We start from the raw sequence: 17,488 nt of genomic DNA on the forward strand, positions 1-17,488 counted from the left end.
TCGGGAGGGGCAAGGGGCGGGGCAACGACTGGGGTGACGGCTGGGTGACGGCTGGGGTGACAGGAGGGTCGGCAAGAGGGCACTTTACTGGGCGCGGACCTGTACACCTGCGCTCGGGGCCGTTCTCGCGCGGACGTCCCGCAGAGCCCCGCGCGCACACCGTCTAAGCTCCGGCCATGCGCATATTGGTCTTGGAGGACGATCCCGAACTCGGGCCCGTCGTCGCAGCTCAGCTGCGGGGTGCGGGGTTCGCGGTGGACCTCGCGCGAACGCTGGCCGAAGCGGATCTCAAGCTCTCGGTCAACAGCTACGACTGCGTCGTGGCCGACCGCTCGGTTCCGGACGGCGACTCGCTCACCCTGCTCGCCGGGCACCGGCGTGCGGGTTCGGCGCTGCCCTTCCTGCTGCTGACGGCGCTGGACGCGGTGAGCGACCGGGTGGCCGGCTTCGAGCACGGCGCGGACGACTACCTGGTCAAGCCATTCGCGTTCGCCGAACTGGTCGTACGGGTGCGTGCGTTGTGCCGCAGGGAGCGGCCCGCGCGGCCGTCGGTCCTGCGGGCGGACGACCTGGAGGTCGACCTTCCACGGCGGCGTGTGTCCAGGGCCGGGGTACTGCTCAGTCTGTCGGCCAAGGAGTTCGCCGTGCTGGAGGTGCTGATGCTGCGTGCGGGCGAGGTGGTGACGCGCACCGAGCTGATCGAGAGCTGCTGGGACGAGGCGAGCGAGCCCATGTCCAACGTGGTGGACGTCCTGATCGGCCAGCTGCGACGACGGCTCGGGCCGCCCGATGCGATCGGGACGGTACGCGGCGTCGGCTACCGGCTGGGCGGAGCCGAGCAGAAGCCGGCCGCCGAGGCGCGGGCGTGAACGGCCTGCGCCGCGTCGCGGGCATGATCCGCCCGGACGCCCGGCGACCTGCTGCCGACGGACCTGGCGATGGGCTCGGCGACCGGCCTGTCGACGGGCCTGGCGACGGACTTGTCGACCGCCGTGGTCCGACGTCCGTGTCCTCCACGTCACCCGCCGTGGCCCGGCTGCGGCGCACCCGCCGGTTGATGACGCTCCTCTTCGGCTCGACGACCGCGGCCTGCCTCGTCGTACTCGCCGCGGTCGCCGTCCACATCGACTCCGAATCCCGCAGGTCCGGCCTCGACCACGAGGTCGACAGCCGCGCCGTCGGCCTGTCCCAGGCGGTCTGGTTCGACGACGGTGCACTGCACCTGGATCCACTGCGGGAGGACGAACTCGCGCGCAGCGCCGAGGTGTTGGCCGTTCTGCAGACGTCTCCGGCAGACTCGCCCTCGGTGTGGAACGTCGTTCCCTCGCGTCCGGCGCTGCCCGAGAGGGACTGGCTCGACCACATCTGGCGGAGCGTCCAGGAAGAGCAGGAGACCGTGATCGTCAGCGCTCCCTCCGAGGAGGGCGGGCGGCTGAGGTGGGCGGCGGCTCCCGTGTGGGACGGCGACCGGATCGGTGCGGCCGTGCTCGTCGGCACGGAGCTGGCGCGCAGCGAGCAGGAGCACGACGAGCTCGTTCGCTGGCTGGCGCTCGGTTGCACGGCGCTGGTCTGCTGTGCGGCGGCCGTCGGCCATCTGCTGTCCGGCCGGGCCATGCGTCCCGCTCTGCTCGCGCTGGAGCAGCAGGAGCAGTTCCTGGCGGAGGCGGCACACGAGTTGCGTACACCGCTGGCGACACTGCGGCTCGTGGTGGAGCGGGAGGGGTCCTCCGACGAGGCCCTGCGGCTGGTGGACCGGCTGAGCCGACTGGTCACGGGGCTGCTCGCCAGGGCCCGTGCGCAGGCCGGTGCGCAGCGGGCCGAGCTGGTGCCCCTGCGTCTCGACCAGTTGGTGGAGACGACGGTCGAGGAACTGCCGGACCACGAGAGCGTCAGGGTGCGCTCCGAACCGGTGGTGGTGCTCGGCGACCCCGACCTGCTGGCCCAGGCGGTACGGAACCTGGTGGAGAACGCCCAACGGCACGGTGGCCCGGCCGGCTCGCCCGTGGAGGTCACCGTCTCACCCGGGCTCGTCACGGTCCGGGACCACGGAGCGGGCGTACCGCTCGCGGACCGGGAGCGGGTCTTCGCGCGGGGTGTCACGGGCGTCACCGGGGGATCCGAAGCCGCCCCGGAGCCGGAAGCCGTCGTACGAACAGAAGTTGTCCTGGGGACGGGAGCCGTCTCGGAGACGGGAGCCTCGGGAACAGAGGCCCCCCTGAGCACCGGAACCGCCCTGGACACAGGAACCGCCCTGGGAACAGGCGCCGGGCTCGCCATCGTCCGCTGGGTCGCCGAACTGCATCACGGCACCGCCCACCTCGCGGACGCCCCCGGAGGCGGCCTGATCGCCGAGCTGCGACTGCCGAGGCACCCGGAGCGGACGGAGTGGACAGCGCCCTCATCCTCCTCTCATGAAGGCTCCGACATCGTGGGCGCATGAACGCTCCGCGCACATCCCGGCTACTGGCCACCGCAGCCGCGGGCCTCGGCACCCTCCTCCTCGTGGCGAGCCTGCACGGCATGCCGTTCGGGGGCGACGCCGAACCGCCTCCGACCGAGGTGGCCGTCAGGGTCGACCAGGTCGGCTATGTGCGCGGAGAGGCGAAGCAGGCCTACGTCATGGGGCCCGCGGCAGCCCTCACGGGTGCGCGCTTCAAGGTCGTCGACGCCAGGAGCAGCGACGCCGGCGGCACCGATGCCAAAGACCCCGACGCCGAGAACGCGGTGGTCATGGCGGGGAGAGTCGGAGCGAACACCGGCCGCTGGAACGCCAAGTACCCCTCGGTACGTACCGTCGATCTCTCCGCGCTGAACACTCCCGGCACCTATCGCATCGTCCTGGCCGGGACCGCGGCCGGCCGCTCGCCCGCCTTCCGGGTCGCCGGTGCCCGCGAGCTGATGGCCCCGCTCGTCCGGGACAACGTCCGTTTCCTGCAGGCCCAGCGCGACGGAGCCGACGTACACACCGGCGGCCCGCGGCACGCCCTGCGGCACGGGCCTTCTCATCTGGCCGACCAGGACGCGGTCGTCCACGCCCCTCCGGAGTACGACGAGGAGGGCACCGAACTGCTCGACGAGCGGCTGACCCCGACCGGTGACCGGGCCGACGTCTCGGGAGGCTGGTTCGACGCGGGGGACTTCCTCAAGTTCACCGGCACCACTTCCTACTCGGTCGCCGAACTCCTGCTCGCACAGCGTGACGTGCCGGGTATGACGGAGCTTTCGGCCGAGGCCTCGCACGGGCTGGCCTGGCTGGACAAGATGTGGGACGGGGACAGCGAGACCCTCTACGCGCAGGTCGGCATCGGCGTCGGCAACGAGAACGTCCGCACGGACCACGACGTGTGGCGGCTGCCGGAGGCCGACGACCGGCTCGACGTGTCACCCGGTGACCCGGACTACACGATCAAGCACCGGCCGGTCTTCCCCGCGGCCGGGCCGGGCGAGGCGATCAGCCCCAGCCTGGCGGGGCGGGTCGCCGCGGCCTTCGCCCTCGCCGCCCAGCGCGCGGCCACCACGGATGCCGAGGAGGCCGAGGACTGGCTGGCCAAGGCCGCCGCCGTCTACGACCTGGCCGACACCGATCCCGACCCCGACGAGCCGCCCGTGACCGCGTTCCCGCCCGCCTTCTATCCCGAGGACTCGTGGCAGGACGACATGGAGTTCGCCGGCGCCGAACTGGCGCTGGCCGCACGAGAGCTCGGGGACGACCGGGAGAGCGACTGGGCCGACGACGCGGCCCGCTGGGCGGACGCCTATCTCGGCTCCGACGTCCAGGGCACTCTCGGCGTCGCGGACGTCAGTGCCCTGGCCCACGTCGACCTGGCCACCGTCCTGGACGGCACCCAGGCATACGGGATCGGGGCCGCGAACCTGTACGAGGATCTGCGCCGCCAGTTGGAGGACGGTGTCGGCCGCGCGGAGCGTGACCCGTTCGGGGCCGGTGCCGTCTACGACGACTTCGACGCGGTCCCGCACACCTTCGGTCTTGTGGCCACCGCCCGCCTCTATGCCGCGGCCACCGGGGACGACCGTTACGCGGCCTTCGCCGGCGGGCAGCGGGGCTGGGCCCTCGGCGCCAACCCGTGGGGAACCAGCTTCGTGATCGGTGCGGGCGAGGTCTACCCGCACTGCCCCGAACACCAGTTGGCCAACCTCGCCGGCAGCCACGACGGGCACGGCGCCATCCTGCGGGGCGCCGTGGTCAACGGCCCCAACGCCGCCGCCAAGCTGGCGGAGTTGAACAGCTTTCCGACCATGAGGAAATGCACGGCAGCCCCGCCGGCAGGGGCCTGGACCGACTTCGACGGCAAGGGCGCACGGTATCTCGACGACGTGGGCGCCTGGCAGACCGTGGAACCCTCACTGGACTTCACCACGACAGCGCTGCTGGCCTTCGCGCTGACCTCCCGGACCACACAGACCGCATAGCCTGCATAGCCTGCGGGGAAGCAGCGGCCCGCCGGACGGGAACGAGATCCTTGTGAGGAGTGACAGGCGGACATGGTCACCGACTGGGAGTGGGACGACACGCTGTTCCTCGGCACGGCCGCCCATTACCGGCGCGGGAGACTCCCTTACGCCCCCGGGCTGGCGGACACGCTCGCCGAAGTCCTGGAACTCGACGGGCGAGGACGCCTCATCGACGTGGGGTGCGGGCCCGGCACCATCGCCCTGGACGTGGTGCACCTGTTCGGCGAGATCGTCGGCGTGGACCCGGACCGCGGCATGATCGCCGAAGCCACCCGGGAAGCCGCCGCGCGCGAGCTGAGCGGGAAGACGCGGTGGGTACGGGCCCGGGCCGAGGAGCTGCCCGCGGGTCTCGGGACGTTCACCGTCGCGGTCTTCGGCCAGTCCTTCCACTGGATGGACCGCGATCTGGTGGCGGCGACCGTCAGGGACATGCTCCGGCCCGGCGGCGCTCTGGTGCACATCTCCGACCTGAAGACGGAGACCAGGACCGCCGAGGGCCTGCCGCATCCGGCGGTGCCCTATCCGGCCCTGGACGACCTGGTCGGACGCTATCTCGGGCCAGTACGTCGGGCCGGCCGGGGCGTGCTGCCGCAGGGCACGCCCGGCAACGAGGCGGCGGTGTTCGGCCGGGCGGGCTTCACCGGCCCCCAGCGGCATGTCGTGCCCGGCGGGCAGGCACTGGAGCGCACGAGTGACGACGTCGTCGCGGGGGTCTTCTCGATGTCGTTCTCGGCTCCTCACCTGTTCGGCCCGCGCCGGGACGCCTTCGAGGCGGACGTACGCCGACTGCTGCGGGAGGTCTCGGCCTCGGACCGGTTCTCCGAACGCCGCCCGAGCACCGAGATCTTCGTCTGGCGCCGAGACCCCCGCTGAGGCGGCTTTCCGCACCACACGGCTTCACCGCCGCCCGGAATCCGGTCGGTCACGCCGTCGGTCACGCCGTCGGCGGGCTCGTCCGCGTGCTCTCCCGTACGACCAGTTCGTACCCCGCGGTGAGGCGGGTGTGCGGGGCCTCCGCGTCGGTGGTGATCCTGTGCAGCACGGCGTCCACGGCCAGTTCGGCGATCTCCCGCTTGTCCGGCGACACGGTGGTCAGTGACGGCACGCTGTAGCGGGTCTCCTGGATGTCGTCGAAGCCCACGACCGCCAGCTCCTGCGGCACCCGCAGGCCGTGTTCGTGTGCCACGCGCATCGCGCCGGAGGCGAGCAGGTCGCTGAAGCAGAAGACCGCGTCCGGCGGGTCGTCGAGAGCCAGCATGACCCGCATGGCGGCGGCTCCGTCGGCGCGGGTGAACTCGCGGGTGTCCGGGACGAGTCGGGGGTCGTGCGGCACGCCCGCGGCGTGCAGGGCCGTCAGGAAGCCGTGCATGCGCTGCACCGTGGTCGCGTGGCTGCGGTCCGAGGGCTGTCCGATGACCGCGATGCGCCGCCGGCCGAGCTGGAGCAGGTGCTCGGTCGCCTCCCGTGCCGCCGCGGAGTTGTCGATCAGCACGTGGTCCGCCGGGATCTTGTACGACTGCTCGCCCAGCAGCACGAGAGGTACCCGGCGCTCACGGTTGGCGAGCATCGTCTCGTCGAGGCAGAGCGGGCTGAGCAGCACACCGTCGATGAGCGGATCACTGAGCCCGCAGGCGATGCGCAGTTCCTCCGCGGGGTCTCCCCCGGTGTCCTCGATGAGTACGGTGCAGCCGCGCTTCTTGGCCGCCGCGATGACCTCCGCGGCGAGTTCCGCGAAGTACGGGGCGACCAGTTCGGGGACGGCCAGCGCGATGATGCCGCTGCGGCCGGTGCGCAGGTGGCGTGCGGAGGCGTTGGGCTGGTAGTCGAGTTCGGCTATGGCGCGCAGCACCCGTTCCCGGGTCTGTTCCGCGACGCGGACCTCGCCCCGGACGACGTTCGAGACGGTCTTGATCGATACGCCCGCGCGCTCCGCGACGTCCTTGAGGCGTGCACCTGCCATGGTGGTCGCTCTCCCTCCCCCGGCTTCCTTCCGGCCGCCCTCGGCGTCTGTGCAGCACGCGAGTTGCTCCGGTGTGCTGCTCAGCGTAAGCCACGTTGCAACGTTGTAATAGCTTCGTTTCCCACTTGGGGCATATGACCCGGTATAGCGCCCTGGTGACCTCCGCGTCCTGCCGGACAGGAAGTTTGCGCACAAGTATTGACGCCGTATTTCCCCAGGGATACAACGTTGTAACTGCCTCAGCTCAGCGACCGAGCCGATCGGTCCGGTCGTTGATTACAACGTTGTACTCGTTGAGTTTCCCTGCCGTGGAAGGACGCATGCCCATGCGGGACCGCACGCCGCACACCTCCCCGCCCGCTCCGTCCCGGCGCCGAGTCCTGCGCGGCACCCTGTCGCTCGGTGCCGTCGCGGCCTCGGCCGCGGCCCTCGGCGGCTGTGACAGCACATTCGCGCAGGGCTTCACCGGCGGGTCGCCCAGCTCGTCGCGGCTGAACTTCTGGAATCCCTTCACCGGCGGTGACGGCGAGCGGCTGCTGGCGATGCAGGCCGTCTACCGCGCCCGGCACCGGGCGACGGACCTGAAGTCGGCGACCTTCGTGTGGGGCAACCCGTACTACACCAAGCTCACGCTGGCGACGCTCGGCGACCGGCCTCCGCAGGTCGCCGTCAGCCACCTGTCGAAGGTGCCCACGCTGGCCGAGGCGGGACTGCTCACCGAACTCCAGCCGTCCGATCTGGCCGAACACGGGCTGACCGAGGACAAGTTCGACCCGCGGCCCTGGAAGAAGTCCCAGCTGGGCGGGAAGCTGTACGCCGTCCCGCTCGACACGCATCCCTTCGTGCTCTACTTCCGGACCGACATCGCCGAGAAGGCCGGACTGCTCGACGGCCAGGGCCGGCTGACGGACGTGGACGGGCCCGACAAGTTCATCGACGCCCTGCGCGCCGCGAAGGAAGTGACCGGGCAGTGGGGCGGCTCGGTCGCCTCGGTGAAGGACGCCTCGACGCAGTTCCGGCTCTTCTGGTCGTTCTACCGGCAGATCGGCGGCGGCGACCTCGTCGCCGACCAGGGCAAGAAGGTCGTCATCGATGTGGAGGCCGCGGCCGAGGCCCTCGCCTACATCCGGCGCCTCACCCAGGAGAAGGTCGTCCCCACGAGCACCGACAGCCCGGGGGCCATCACGATGCTCACCACCGGCAAGGCCGGTTTCCTGATGGACGGCGTCTGGCAGGTCCTCACGGTCCAGGGCTCCAAGGTGAAGTTCGACATGCGGCCGCTGCCGAGGATCTTCGACGACGCGCCCTACGCCTGCGCCGCGGACTCCCACGCCCTGGTCCTGCCCAAGGCGCCATCGGACGCGGCACAACGGCTCGACCTCTCCCTGGGGTTCATCGCCTCCCTGCTCGGCTCCAGCAAGCTGTGGGCGGAAGGCGGACACATCCCCGCCTGGCTGCCCACCCAGCAGTCGTCCGCCTACAAGGCCCTCGAACCGCAGTCGCACTACGCCGCTGCCGCCGACGGCGCCGCCTACGACCCGGTCGCCTGGTACGGAGGCGCGGGCAGCTCCCTGCAGATCATCATCGGCGACGCCGTGACCTCCGTGTTCACCGGCGCCACCAGCCCGACGGCCGGAGCCGCACGGATGCGCCGCGAACTGCGCGAGATCGCGAGCAGGCCCTCACCCCTGTAGGGGGTGTTCTCAAAGTCCCGCGCCGCCGCGCCGCGCCGGCCGCCGACTTCCTCCATCCCGGCCCTCATCGGGCCCCCGCACGTCGTGAGATCCCGTATGTCCTGACTGAAAGGGCCGTCCCATGGCCACGACAACCGCACCGACCAAGGCCCGAGGCAGAGGTGACCGCTGGGCCGGTCCAGGGATGCTGTTGCCCTTCTCCCTGTTCTATCTGATCTTCCTGGTGGGCCCGCTGATCTACACCGTCGTGGCCGGCTTCTTCGACACCAGCCTGCTCAAGTCGGGCCTCGGCGACTTCGCCGGTCTCTCCAACTACTCGGCCGTGCTGGGCGACAGCGAGTTCTGGCGCACGCTCAGGAACACTCTGTGGTTCACCGTGCTGACCACCGTCCCGCTGGTGCTGCTCAGTCTGGTCCTCGCGATCCTCGCCGACCGCTTCGTCCGCGGACGCTGGTTCTTCCGCTTCGCCTTCTTCGCACCGTTCGTGCTGCCCTCGGCGGTCGTCTCGCTGATGTTCACGTTCATCTACGCCGACCAGGTGGGCCTCGCCCAGCAGGCTGCGAAGTGGGTCGGTGTGGACACCCCGCCGTCCTGGCTCGGCGACCCGGACTGGGCGATGATCTCCATCGCCGCCGCCACCGTGTGGTGGACGCTCGGCTTCAACTTCATCCTGTACCTGGCCGGCCTCCAGGACATCCCGCGTTCCGTGCACGAGGCCGCCGCCCTCGACGGAGCCGGGCCCTGGCAGCGCATCCGCCACGTGATCGTGCCGATGCTCGGCCGCACCACCACCCTCGTCACGGTCCTCCAGGTGGTCGCCTCCCTGAAGGTCTTCGACCAGATCTACATGCTGACCAACGGCGGCCCCGACGGAAGCACCCGGCCCTCCCTCCAGCTCATCTACGACACCGGCTTCGTCGAGGGCCGCGTCGGCTACGCGTCGACCGTCTCGCTGCTGCTCTTCGTGGTGATCCTGCTGGTCTCGCTGGTCTGGTTCGCCCTGGTACGCCGCGCCGAGAAGGAGCGCTGAACATGACCGCCATCGCCACACCGCCCGTGACCGAGCAGCAGACACCCGCGGCCGGAGCGCCCCGCCGGTACGACGCCGAGCGCCTGTTCAACCGGGTGGCCCTGGGAGCCGTCGTCGCCTTCGCGCTGCTGTGGCTGGTGCCGCTCGCCTGGGCGCTCGCCACCTCGATCCGGCCCGCGCAGGAGGTCGTCACCGACCCGACCAGCTGGTTCACCTCCCACCCCACCCTCGCGGCGTACCGGGACCTCTTCGACGCGGGGAAGCTGCCCTACTGGTACGCGAACAGCTTCATCACCTCGATCCTGACGACCGTGCTCACGGTGGTGGCCGCGTCGCTCGCCGCCTTCGCGCTCTCGCAGACCCGGTTCAGGGCGCGCCGCGCCGCGTTCGTGATGCTCCTCGCCGGAATCATGATCCCGGGGCAGGTCCTCATGATCCCCCAGTTCCTGGCGCTGCAGCAGGTGGGCCTGCTCAACACCTACTGGGGAGTCGTACTGCCCCAGGTGCCCAACGTCGTCGCCGTGTTCGTCTTCAAGCAGTTCTTCGACGGCATTCCCAGGGAGCTGATCGACGCGGCACGCGCGGACGGCGCGTCCTGGCTGCGTACGTACCGGCAGATCGTCATGCCCATCTCGCGTCCGGTGATCTCCGCGGTCACGATCTTCGTGTTCGTCGGGGTGTGGAACAACTTCCTGTGGCCGCTCCTGGTCGTCACCGACCCGGAGATGATGACCCTCCCCGTCGGACTGACCTCCGTACAGGACGTCTTCGGTGTGCCCTACGCCCAGCTGATGGCCTCCGCCGTACTCGGCGCGATCCCGCTGCTCGCCGTGTTCATGCTGTTCCAGCGCCGCATCGTCGAGGGCATCGCCGGAACCGGCCTCAAGTAGCCGCCGCTGCCAGTCAGTTCACACCCCCCTCTCTCCGCCCGTAGAAAGGCTCCAGCATGCCGCACACCGCACGGTTCACCGTCGACCCCGAGTTCACCATCGGGGAGGTGGACCCGCGCCTGTACGGAACGTTCGTCGAGCACATGGGGCGCTGCGTCTACACCGGCATCCACGAGCCGGACCATCCCTCGGCGGACGCCGCCGGATTCCGGACCGACGTCGCCGACCTGGTACGGGAACTGGGCACCGGCCTTGTCCGCTACCCCGGGGGCAACTTCGTCTCCGGCTACCACTGGGAGGACGGGGTCGGTCCGGCCGCCGAGCGACCGCGCCGGCTCGACCTGGCATGGCGCTCCATCGAGACCAACCAGGTGGGCACCAACGAGTTCCTCACCTGGGCCAAGCAGCTCGGGCTCGACCCGATGATGGCGGTCAACCTCGGCACCCGCGGCATCGACGCCGCCCGCGCCCTGGTGGAGTACTGCAACCAGCCCGGCGGCACCGCCTGGTCCGATCTGCGGATCAAGCACGGCTTCGCCGAACCGCACGACGTCAAGCTGTGGTGCCTGGGCAACGAGATGGACGGCCCCTGGCAGACCGGCCACAAGACGGCCACCGAGTACGGGCGGCTCGCGGCCGAGACCGGCAAGGCGATGCGCCAGGTCGACCCGTCCATCGAGCTGGTCGCCTGCGGCAGCTCGAACGCGGCCATGGCGACCTTCGGCAGCTGGGAGCGCGAGGTCCTGGAGCAGACGTACGACGAAGTGGACTACCTCTCCCTGCACGCCTACTACGAGGAGTTCGACGGCGACCGCGCCAGTTTCCTGGCCTCCGGGGCGCACATGGACCAGTACATCCGCGACGTGGTGGCCACCGCGGACCACGTACGGGCCTCGCGCCGCGCCAAGAAGCACATCAGGCTCTCGTTCGACGAGTGGAACGTCTGGTACGCGGCCCGTTTCGTCGGCGAGCGCAACCTCGAAACCGCCGAGACACCCCGGCTGATCGAGGACACCTACAGCGTGACCGACGCGGTCGTCGTCGGCTCGCTGCTCATCACGCTCCTGCGCAACGCCGACCGGGTGGCCATCGCGTGCCTGGCCCAGCTGGTCAACGTCATCGCCCCGATCCGCAGCGAACCGGGCGGCGCGAGCTGGCGGCAGACCACCTTCCACCCGTTCGCCCAGGCGGCCCGGTTCGCCACCGGGAAGGTACTGCGCACCGACGTCACCGGGTCCCGTATCGAGACACCGCGGCACGGGGACGTGTCGGCGCTCGACACGGTGGTGACGTACGACGAGGAGAGCGGCGCGGTGACCGTACTCGCCGTCAACCGCGGCCAGGAGCAGTCACTGAGTATGCGGGCCGAGCTGCGCGGCTCGCTCTCCGGATACCGGGTCCTTGAGCACCTCGTGCTGGCCGACCAGGACCCGGACGCCGTGAACACCGAGGCCGAGCCGGACCGCGTGACACCGCGCGCCGGCGGCGGGGCCCAGGTCACCGCCGACGGTGCGCTTGAGGCGGAGCTGGCCCCGGTGTCCTGGAACGTCATCCGTCTGGTCCCCGCTGTGTGACGTCACGCCCGACGTCACCGCCCGACGTCACCGACCGAACCGAACAGATCCAGCCCCCACCCCCTCGGGAGAATCTGATGTCGGCAAGACCCCACACCCCCGCTCGTCCATTCCGCCTGGCCGCTCTCGTCGCCGCGCTGACGGCGCTCCTGGCAGCCCTGCTCACCGCACAGGCCGGCCCGGCGGACGCCGCGACCGGCACCGTACTGCGCAACGACACCGGGCTGTACCCGCGAGCGGTCCGCCTCGCTCACAACGCGGGCGCCAACGGCCGCATCCTGTCGTCGGTGGTCACGTTCTCCGGGAACAACGGACTGGGAACCATCTACGAGAGCACCGACTCCGGCGCGTCCTTCCACCAGGTCGGCGCGGTCGGCGACCCGGAGGCGGCCGGCGGGCAGGGGCTCTGCTGCTCCACGCTCTTCGAACTCCCGCAGAAGGTCGGGGACCTGCCCGCCGGCACGCTGCTCTGGGCGGCCTCGGTCGGCCAGGACGAGACGAACCGGCGCATGGCCCTGCGCGTCTTCAGGAGCAACGACGTGGGACGCACCTGGAGTTACCTGTCGACCGTCGCGACCGCGAACAGCACCGGGGGCCTGTGGGAGCCCGAGTTCTCCGTCGACGCCTCCGGCCGTCTTGTCGCCCACTACTCGGACGAGACCGACTCCGCGCACAGCCAGAAGCTGATGGCCGCGCGCACCGCGAACGGCCTGACCTGGACCGGGCACCACGCGACCGTCGTCAGCCCCCTCGTTTCCGACCGGCCCGGCATGGCAGTCGTCCGCAAGCTCGGCAACGGCACCTACTTCATGTCGTACGAGATCTGCTCGGCCGGCGGGCAGTACCAGTGCGTCGTGCACTACCGGACCTCGGCCGACGGCTGGGACTGGTCGAGCGGGCCGTTCCTCGGTTACCGGCCCGAGACGGCCGACGGCAAGTACTTCAAGCACGCCCCGACCGTGGCCTGGGCGCCCGAGGCCGGTAATCCGCTGGGCCGGCTCTTTCTGATCGGCCAGGTCCTCCACAACAAGGACGGCAGCGTGGCCGCCGGCAGCGGCAGGACCGTCTGGGTCAACAGCGCGGGCGGCAGCGGCACCTGGCGGGAGATCGCGGCGCCCGTCACCGTCGAGTCGACGGTCGTCGACTACTGCCCCAACTACAGCTCGGCCCTGCTGCCTTCGACGGACGGCAACAGCCTGCTGGAGATCGCCACCGACTGGTCCGGCGGCATCTGCAAGCCGTACTTCGCCACGAGGTCCGTGCCGTCGGCCTGATCCCTTCCGCAGGCGGCCCGTGGGCCGGTCACGACGAGACCCGTCGTGACCGGCCCACGACCACGCGGCGTCAACTCCTATGACGGATCGAGTGGTTTGAGCTCCTCATCCGTGTGAATGCCCTGGCTCCGCCTCGGTCGTGCGCCAAGCATGATCGCGATGAGTACACACGACATGAGCACCCCGGACGCGAGCCTTCCGAGCAGGAAGAGCACGGACGAACCCAGCGGACAGCACCTCGCGCCGGATGCCTCACATACCTCGCCCCCCGCACCTCGACCGCCCGACGCGCGGCCCACCCGGCGCTTCGTCGTCACGGCGACCGGAACCACGGCGCTCGCCGCCGGACTCACGGCCGCCACCGTGCTGCCCGCGACCGCGTTGAACCCTCCCGCCGCGCCCTCGGCGGTGCCGGCCGCGGCGCCGCCCGGCATCGATCCCGCGTCGTACACCACGGTCGCCCGCGCCGTCGTGGTCTACGACAAGGACGACAAGTCCCTGGTCCCGTCCTATCTGAAGGCCATCGAGAAGGGCCTGCCTCCGCGCCGGGCCAAGGCGACCAAGCGGGTCCTGATCGTCGGGGCCGGACCGGCCGGCCTGCTCGCCGCCGATCTGCTCAACCGGGCCGGCCACGACGTCGTCGTGATCGAGGCCAACGACAACCGCGTCGGCGGCCGTATCAAGACCTTCCGCAAGGGCGGCCACGAGAACGGGGAACAGCCCTTCGCCGACCCCAGGCAGTACGCCGAAGCCGGGGCGATGCGGCTGCCCGAGAGCCATCCGCTCCTCATGGCACTGATCAAGAGGTTCGACCTGCCGCGCCAGGAGTTCCTCCTGGTGGACGTGGAGGTCGAGAACCCGACGAAGCGGGCCAACCGCACCTGGATGCACATCAACGGCGTCCACATGCGCAAGGCCGACTACGAGAAGAACCCCGAGAAGATCAACGACACCTTCGGCGTCAAGGGCCCCCACCGCACGAAGACCGCCGCCGCCATCCTCGCGGACGCCCTCGAACCCGTGCACCAGCTCATCCGCGGCAAGGAGGGCACGGCTCTGGTAGACGGATGGGTCAAGGTCCTCAAGCGGTACGGCCACTGGTCCATGTACCGGTACCTCACCGAGGTCGCCGGGCTCGACACCAGGACCATCGACCTCGTCGGCACCGTCCAGAACCTCACCTCGCGGCTGCATCTCTCCTTCCTGCACAGCTTCCTGGGCAGCGCGCTGATCGACCCCAAGACCAAGTTCTGGGAACTGAAGGGCGGCACCGCGATCCTCGTCGACGCGCTGTACGCGCCGGTGAAGAGCAAGGTGCGGCTCGACAGGCGCGCCGTACGCGTCGAACGCACCGGTGGCAGCAGCGGCAAGGTGCGGGTGCACACCGTGTCCGAGGACTGCCAGACCGGCAAGGGCGGCACCACGGAGATCTTCGAGGGCGACGAGGTGATCGTCACCGTCCCCTTTTCCGGACTGCGCCACGTGGCCTTCGACCCGCCGCTGACCTACGGCAAGCGCAGGGCCGTCACCGAACTGCACTACGACGCCGCGACCAAGGTGCTGCTGGAGTTCTCCCAACGCTGGTGGGAGTTCACCGAGGAGCAGTGGAAGGAGGCGCTGAACTCCATCGAGGACGGCCTCTACGCCAGGTACCGGGCGGGCGGGGTCAAGGACGGCAGGCACCTCGGCGCGCACCGGTCCGTACAGGATCTGGGCGTGACCGTCCCCGGCGAACTGAAGAAGTGCTTCAGTGCCTTCCGCCCCGCCGGTAACAACGATCCCGAGGCCGCTCATGTCCGTGGCGGCGGCTCCGTGAGCGACAACGCCAACCGCTTCATGTTCTTCGAGCACGCCCACCCGATGGAGGGCAGCGACGGGGGCATCATTCTCGCCTCCTACAGCTGGTCCGACGACGCGCTGAAGTGGGACGCGTACGCGGACGAGGAGCGGTATCTGCGCGCGCTGGCCGGGGTGCAGGCCGTCTTCGGCCGGCGCTGCGAGGTGTTCTTCACCACCAAGTGCAAGACTCAGTCGTGGATGCGTGACCACTACGCCTACGGCGAGGCCTCCGTGCTCTTTCCCGGCCAGCACGCGGAGTTGTTCCCCGACATCCCCACGTCGGAAGGACCGCTGCATTTCGCGGGCGACCACACGTCGATCAAGCCCGCGTGGATCGAGGGCGCCCTCGAATCCGCCGTCCGGACGGCCTTGAAGGTCCACACCGGCTGACAGAAGCGCCCCGGCCGCCCTGGTGGTGCCGCCCGGCCGGCGCCGGTTCACGGCGTGAGGCAGGCCTGCACCGCGGGTGCGTACCGTTCGACGACGACGTCGAGCGCTCTCGCACGCAGTTCTTCGCCCCGCGCGATGCCGTACATCACGCCGAGGCCGAGCAGCATGCTCACGGCGAGTTCGGCGCGCAGGCCGGCGTCGGGGCCTTCGAGGCGCAGGGCGAGCCGATCGCTCACCTGGGTACGGAAGTTGGTGCGCAGCGTGTCTCCCTGGCTGCCGTGCAACGGGGCGAAGACGATCCGTGCCAGCGGGTCGGAGCCCCGTTCGCTCTGGCTGACGAGTACGTGCCGGACCATGTGGTGCCCGAGGTCCGCCAGGGGTGCGTCCAGCAGGGCGGCGGCGTCCTCCTCGAAGGACATCACCCGCGCGAAGAGGGCTTCCTTGTTGCCGAAGTACTTCACGATCAGGGGCGGGCTGACACCGGCCCGTTCGGCCACGGCCTTGAGGGTGATGTCCCCGTGGGCGTGCCGCGCGAGGAGGTGACGGGCCGCGCGCAGGATCGCCGCTCTGGTGGCTTCCGCGTCCCGGCGACCCGGACCGCTGTCCGTCGCCGCCGCGGTCCCGGTCCCGCCCGCGGTCACATCCGCAGCCGCGTCCGCGTCCGCGTCCTCGGTGACAGCGGCAGAGGTGACGACACCGGCAGCCCGGGTCGTGAGTGCCCGATCCGGCCCGGCCCCGGAGGACTTCGGCTTCGAGGACCTCATGATTCTCCTGCTCCCTCCAGCATCTTGTCCGCGGCCACTCCACCACGCCGCCCGCGCGTCGGCCGGCCGGCCTTCCCCGGCTGCTCGCCGCCGCTCTTCGGTATCGCCATGGCCATCGCACACCCGGCCAGGGCGACCGCCCCCGCCATGGCGAACCCCAGCAGATAGCCCTGCAGACTGGGCAGGAGCAGTCCGCCCACCGGGCTGGTGTGGTGCACCAGTACGGCGGCCACGGCAGCACTGCACACGGCCTGGCCGATGGTCCGCATCAGTACGTTGACACCGCTCGCGGAACCGGTCTGCGCGGCGGGAACGGCCGCCAGGATCAGCGTCGGAAGGGCCGAGTAGGAGAGAGCCGTACCGGCCGACACGATCGCTCCGCCCAGGATGATCACCCACAGGTCGCGGCTGTCCAGGATCCGTATGCCGTACCCGAACGCGATGACGAGGGCCCCCAGCATGAGCGTCACGCGCGGGCCGCGTGCCGTCGAGATACGGGCGGACACCGGTGAGAGGAACAGCATGATCACGCCGCTGGGCAGCAGGCACAGTCCCGCACCGACGATCGACAGGCCCAGTCCGTACCCGGTGCCCGTGGGCGCCTGCACGAGCTGGGCCGTGACCAGGGAGTTGGCGTAGAAGGAGAAGCCGACGAGCAGGGCGGTCAGGTGCGGTAGCGCGACACGTGGTTGAGCGGCGAGTCTCAGGTCCACCAGCGGTCGCCCGGTCCTCAGTTGCTGCCACCACCACAGGGCCAGGGAGAGCGCGAAGCCCGCGAACAGGGCGCCGATCCGCGCGCTGGTCCAGCCCCATTCGCCGCCCTGCGAGACCGCCAGGAGCAGGCAGACGAGCACGGTGGCCAGGCCGAGCGCACCGACCGTGTCGAACCGGCCCGGCTGCCGCACGGCCGACTCGTCCACCGCCCACCAGGCGAGGGCCAGCCCCGCCGCCCCCAGCCCGGCGGACACCCAGAACATCGTGTGCCAGTCCGCGTACTCGACGATGAGCGCCGCGAGCGGCAGGCCCAGCGCGGCGCCGATGCCGACCGTGGAACTCATCAGGGCCACGGCGGAGGCGGTGCGCTCGGGCGGCAGCACGTCACGGAGGATGCTGATGGACAGGGGCACCACGGCCGCGGCGGCGCCCTGGAGCGCCCGCGCCGCGATGAGTACCCGGATGTCCGAGGTCAGCGCGCACAGCACGGAGCCGGCTGTCATCAGGCCGAGGGCGGCGAGCAGGACGCGCTTCTTGCCGTACATGTCCCCGGCGCGGCCCAGTACCGGGGTGAGCACCGCGCCCGCGAGGAGCGTCGCGGTGACGGTCCACGACACGGCGGCCGCGGAGGAACCGGTCAGTCGCGGCAGGTCGGGGAGCAGCGGTACGACGGCGGTCTGCATGACCGCCATCAGGATTCCGCCGTACGCGAGGACCGGGACCCTCAGACGGGCGCGCAGCCCCTCCAGGGACGCGGACCCTCCGGCGCGGGAGCGTCCCCCGGGTGGCTGATCCTGCATGGGCACTTCCCTGAAGCGCGAGACATGGCGAGGTGAATGACAATTCACCTTAGTCGATGAATTACTGTTCACCAACCGCTCCGAGC

Annotated in this window: 13 protein-coding genes; 10 read left to right on the forward strand and 3 right to left on the reverse strand. The window is 70.6% G+C overall.

Going from position 1 to position 17,488, the window contains the following annotated elements; translation table 11 throughout:
* The first annotated feature begins 176 nt into the window (after positions 1 to 176).
* The 4 genes from AOK01_RS26375 (at position 177) to AOK01_RS26390 (ending at position 5,346) form a co-directional block, all read left to right on the forward strand.
* The gene (locus AOK01_RS26375) at positions 177 to 869 is read left to right on the forward strand and encodes a winged helix-turn-helix domain-containing protein (RefSeq protein ID WP_055515914.1); all 693 of its coding nucleotides are present in this window, start codon (positions 177 to 179) and stop codon (positions 867 to 869) included.
* Positions 866 to 2,440: a sensor histidine kinase gene (locus tag AOK01_RS26380; protein ID WP_157871492.1), complete on the forward strand. Its 1,575-nt coding sequence runs from the start codon at positions 866 to 868 to the stop codon at positions 2,438 to 2,440. Before AOK01_RS26375 ends, AOK01_RS26380 begins: the two co-directional genes overlap by 4 nt.
* On the forward strand, positions 2,437 to 4,431 hold the full coding sequence (locus AOK01_RS26385) for a glycoside hydrolase family 9 protein (RefSeq protein WP_055515915.1): 1,995 nt from the start codon (positions 2,437 to 2,439) through the stop codon (positions 4,429 to 4,431). Before AOK01_RS26380 ends, AOK01_RS26385 begins: the two co-directional genes overlap by 4 nt.
* 72 nt (positions 4,432 to 4,503) lie before the next feature.
* Positions 4,504 to 5,346: a class I SAM-dependent methyltransferase gene (locus tag AOK01_RS26390; protein WP_055515917.1), complete on the forward strand. Its 843-nt coding sequence runs from the start codon at positions 4,504 to 4,506 to the stop codon at positions 5,344 to 5,346.
* Positions 5,347 to 5,407: 61 nt separating this feature from the next.
* On the opposite strand, the gene AOK01_RS26395 is transcribed toward AOK01_RS26390, so the two are convergent.
* Positions 5,408 to 6,433 (reverse strand): LacI family DNA-binding transcriptional regulator, encoded by a 1,026-nt coding sequence (locus AOK01_RS26395; RefSeq protein WP_055515919.1) that lies wholly within the window; start codon positions 6,431 to 6,433, stop codon positions 5,408 to 5,410.
* A 326-nt stretch (positions 6,434 to 6,759) separates the two neighbouring features.
* Here AOK01_RS26395 and AOK01_RS26400 point away from each other — a divergent pair, with 326 nt between their 5' ends.
* The 6 genes from AOK01_RS26400 (at position 6,760) to AOK01_RS26425 (ending at position 15,124) form a co-directional block, all read left to right on the forward strand.
* Complete coding sequence (locus tag AOK01_RS26400) at positions 6,760 to 8,127, forward strand: extracellular solute-binding protein (RefSeq protein WP_055515922.1); 1,368 nt, start codon at positions 6,760 to 6,762, stop codon at positions 8,125 to 8,127.
* A 121-nt stretch (positions 8,128 to 8,248) separates the two neighbouring features.
* Entirely contained in the window at positions 8,249 to 9,157 is a 909-nt protein-coding gene (locus tag AOK01_RS26405) for a carbohydrate ABC transporter permease (RefSeq protein WP_055515924.1), read from the forward strand.
* Between the two features lie 2 nt (positions 9,158 to 9,159).
* Positions 9,160 to 10,047: a carbohydrate ABC transporter permease gene (locus AOK01_RS26410; protein WP_055515926.1), complete on the forward strand. Its 888-nt coding sequence runs from the start codon at positions 9,160 to 9,162 to the stop codon at positions 10,045 to 10,047.
* Between the two features lie 56 nt (positions 10,048 to 10,103).
* Complete coding sequence (arfA, locus tag AOK01_RS26415; protein ID WP_055515928.1) at positions 10,104 to 11,621, forward strand: arabinosylfuranosidase ArfA; 1,518 nt, start codon at positions 10,104 to 10,106, stop codon at positions 11,619 to 11,621.
* Between the two features lie 77 nt (positions 11,622 to 11,698).
* Positions 11,699 to 12,895 carry a hypothetical protein gene (locus AOK01_RS26420; RefSeq protein WP_055515931.1) on the forward strand — a complete coding sequence of 399 codons (1,197 nt, stop codon included), beginning with the start codon at positions 11,699 to 11,701 and terminating at the stop codon, positions 12,893 to 12,895.
* 159 nt (positions 12,896 to 13,054) lie between these two features.
* Complete coding sequence (locus tag AOK01_RS26425; protein ID WP_055515951.1) at positions 13,055 to 15,124, forward strand: flavin monoamine oxidase family protein; 2,070 nt, start codon at positions 13,055 to 13,057, stop codon at positions 15,122 to 15,124.
* Between the two features lie 47 nt (positions 15,125 to 15,171).
* Here AOK01_RS26425 and AOK01_RS26430 read toward each other — a convergent pair whose 3' ends face one another.
* Positions 15,172 to 15,888: a TetR/AcrR family transcriptional regulator gene (locus AOK01_RS26430; protein WP_079103758.1), complete on the reverse strand. Its 717-nt coding sequence runs from the start codon at positions 15,886 to 15,888 to the stop codon at positions 15,172 to 15,174.
* Positions 15,885 to 17,402 carry an MFS transporter gene (locus AOK01_RS26435; protein ID WP_055515933.1) on the reverse strand — a complete coding sequence of 506 codons (1,518 nt, stop codon included), beginning with the start codon at positions 17,400 to 17,402 and terminating at the stop codon, positions 15,885 to 15,887. Before AOK01_RS26435 ends, AOK01_RS26430 begins: the two co-directional genes overlap by 4 nt.
* Between the last annotated feature and the right edge of the window lie 86 nt (positions 17,403 to 17,488).

The sequence above is a fragment of the Streptomyces aurantiacus genome (genome assembly GCF_001418335.1).
Lineage (GTDB): Bacteria > Actinomycetota > Actinomycetes > Streptomycetales > Streptomycetaceae > Streptomyces > Streptomyces aurantiacus.

What these genes read in the sequence shown, in the direction of transcription:
- AOK01_RS26375 (WP_055515914.1), top strand. Translation starts at nt 177, where the DNA reads ATGCGCATATTGGTCTTGGAGGACGATCCCGAACTCGGGCCCGTCGTC.
- AOK01_RS26385 (WP_055515915.1), top strand. Translation starts at nt 2,437, where the DNA reads ATGAACGCTCCGCGCACATCCCGGCTACTGGCCACCGCAGCCGCGGGC.
- AOK01_RS26390 (WP_055515917.1), top strand. Translation starts at nt 4,504, where the DNA reads ATGGTCACCGACTGGGAGTGGGACGACACGCTGTTCCTCGGCACGGCC.
- AOK01_RS26395 (WP_055515919.1), bottom strand. Translation starts at nt 6,433, where the DNA reads ATGGCAGGTGCACGCCTCAAGGACGTCGCGGAGCGCGCGGGCGTATCG.
- AOK01_RS26400 (WP_055515922.1), top strand. Translation starts at nt 6,760, where the DNA reads ATGCGGGACCGCACGCCGCACACCTCCCCGCCCGCTCCGTCCCGGCGC.
- AOK01_RS26405 (WP_055515924.1), top strand. Translation starts at nt 8,249, where the DNA reads ATGGCCACGACAACCGCACCGACCAAGGCCCGAGGCAGAGGTGACCGC.
- AOK01_RS26410 (WP_055515926.1), top strand. Translation starts at nt 9,160, where the DNA reads ATGACCGCCATCGCCACACCGCCCGTGACCGAGCAGCAGACACCCGCG.
- arfA (WP_055515928.1), top strand. Translation starts at nt 10,104, where the DNA reads ATGCCGCACACCGCACGGTTCACCGTCGACCCCGAGTTCACCATCGGG.
- AOK01_RS26420 (WP_055515931.1), top strand. Translation starts at nt 11,699, where the DNA reads ATGTCGGCAAGACCCCACACCCCCGCTCGTCCATTCCGCCTGGCCGCT.
- AOK01_RS26425 (WP_055515951.1), top strand. Translation starts at nt 13,055, where the DNA reads ATGAGTACACACGACATGAGCACCCCGGACGCGAGCCTTCCGAGCAGG.
- AOK01_RS26430 (WP_079103758.1), bottom strand. Translation starts at nt 15,888, where the DNA reads ATGAGGTCCTCGAAGCCGAAGTCCTCCGGGGCCGGGCCGGATCGGGCA.
- AOK01_RS26435 (WP_055515933.1), bottom strand. Translation starts at nt 17,402, where the DNA reads ATGCAGGATCAGCCACCCGGGGGACGCTCCCGCGCCGGAGGGTCCGCG.